The 2,105-nt window shown below is 46.2% G+C and carries 2 protein-coding genes; both read left to right on the top strand.

What is annotated here, in order from left to right; genetic code table 11:
- Positions 1-192: 192 nt before the first annotated feature.
- Positions 193-654, top strand: a complete 462-nt coding sequence (locus tag VJ464_10040) for a hypothetical protein (GenBank protein ID HKQ05463.1) — start codon at positions 193-195, stop codon at positions 652-654.
- Between the two features lie 134 nt (positions 655-788).
- A complete protein-coding gene (locus tag VJ464_10035; protein ID HKQ05462.1) occupies positions 789-1,853 on the top strand; it encodes a hypothetical protein in 1,065 nt (354 codons plus the stop codon).
- Positions 1,854-2,105 lie beyond the last annotated feature (252 nt).

Raw genomic sequence — 2,105 nt, 5'->3', positions numbered from 1 at the left:
AAGAGTAAGAAAGCGTTAGGTGAGAGGAAGTAAACCTACAAGTTGCGCCTAACAACGACATGCACCGGAGCGCGGCGAGCGAGTCTCTCATCACTCATCCAATGCACCATGCCGCGCCCGGTGATGTGTGTCCGTTAGACGGCACGTCGCAGAACGCGGGAACCGGGTAAAGGATTCTTCGTGTAATTACCTATGAAGCGATTCTTACTATATTTGCTCCTGATAATCTTTATTTTCGCTGGCTTTCAGGTTATGTGGCCTGGCAGGTTCATCTGTCAGGAGGAAACCGTAATAGCAGATATTCAAACCATCACCAAAGCAGAGGTGATATATTCGCTAACGAAAGGGCGAGGTCAGTTCGCTGATCTAGCTGCACTCGCCGAAGCAAAGATGATCGACCCGACCTTAGCATCGGGAGAAAAGAACGGCTACTTATTTGTAGTCAAGGTCGAGGCTATGACAGGCAGAAAAGCTATGTACGAGGTGACAGCAAAGCCAAAGAATTGGAATGAGATGTGGAGCGGAAGTCACTCGTTCTACTCAAACGAGACAATAGGCCCAGAAGTATATGAGACGGAAGGAACGGAGCCACCAAGAGGGACAGTAGAAGACCGTGTGCCGAAGGCGGGATTGCCAATTGGAGTAGCTCGCTAGCCGTCTAACAAGGCGTTGCAGCGGAGGCCGCGAAGTAGGTTTCTCATCAGCATCGGAATTCCGCTCGCGGCCCCGCTGAACGCGGGCGTTAGGCGGCTTAACTAGCAGGTTAATTTTAGTCGGCTTGGAATAATATGCGAGATATATTTATCGTTTCGCTTCGTATCAGTGCGTTCTTTCTAAGTTTATTGCTTTTTTATACGCTCTTCTTATACGAGGACGAAGAGAGAGCATTAGATAAAAAATTTCGAAATAGGCTTTCAGAATGGTGGATTAAGATTGATGAAACTAAACATCATAATTTGTCACGGCATGTTGCCTTTATGCGTGAAATCGCGAAGATTATAGCTTCCACTTGTGACAGAGTATTTGGTGAGAAACTCCTATCGCTGCGCGCCCTCGGCGTTTCGACGTGGTACTGGTTAGGATCATTTTTGTTGTTTGGTGCTTTCAACGTAAAAAAAGCAAGGCCAGACATCATAGTAGATCAAAAGTTTATATTGGCAATTATCATCCTAATCATTCTTCCTTTTATTTATGGGACTTTACCCGCGTTCATAAAAAAGCGCACCTGGCTAATGGTGTGGTTTATTCCTCTGTTTATAATAGTCTTGTTGCTCTTGCTTTATCTTCTGCTGGCGGTTGCTCTTCTGTTTCATAACCACAATAATAAGCCCATGGTATTCGTCATGATGTTAGGTGACATCGCTGGATGGGTTTTAGGAGTTTTATTATTCACAGTTTTTGTCGCGATCACACGTAGGATATTGAGAAAGATTTCGAGGTCAGAGTCCTTCTGGATAACCGCTGCTTTTATCTCATTAAATTGTATACCACTTGTCATACTAACTTTAGCTACTTACTTACTTGCTGGGCTGGCTCTTTATAATAACTCCTATATGAATACGGACCTAGAACGCGTCCTCGGCTTCTTTTTCTTCGTGACACTAACTTGGATGATTATAGTCAATGTGGCCTTTGCGCTGCTTCCCCTTGTCTCTATTGTGCTTGCAATCTTTATGATTGGTCATCGGACCTTTTGGTCATCTCTAGATAGACCTATCTATGCACTACAAAAGATAGGAATTGTTGGTCATAAGAAATTGGCCTTTATATTAGGCGTTGTATTAGTTGGGTATTCACTAGGAGTTGATATCACGGGAGTAGTGAAGGACATCATTGGTATTTTCAAAGGGTGATAAGCTTTACTCATCACTCTAACCGCCGCCTAACAACACGTTCCAGCGGAGGCCGCGAAGCGAGTTTCTTATGGTTGCCTTGAGTGCCGTTCGCGGCCCCGCTGAACGTGAGCGTTGGGCGCCTTTCCCGCCGCCGCTGACAAGCGTGATGGTGCTGGCCACACGATGAGCTCGCTACGCTTTCGTTTCTTATTCAACCGCGCCCGATCCTGGCGGCCATCGCCAGGCGAAGCGCCGATGAGTGCCGGCCAA

It is taken from the genome of Blastocatellia bacterium, assembly GCA_035275065.1.
In the GTDB taxonomy this organism is placed as follows: Bacteria; Acidobacteriota; Blastocatellia; order UBA7656; family UBA7656; genus DATENM01.
The sequence above is the reverse complement of the archived record's forward strand: the minus strand, read 5'-3'. Positions and strand labels throughout refer to the sequence as shown.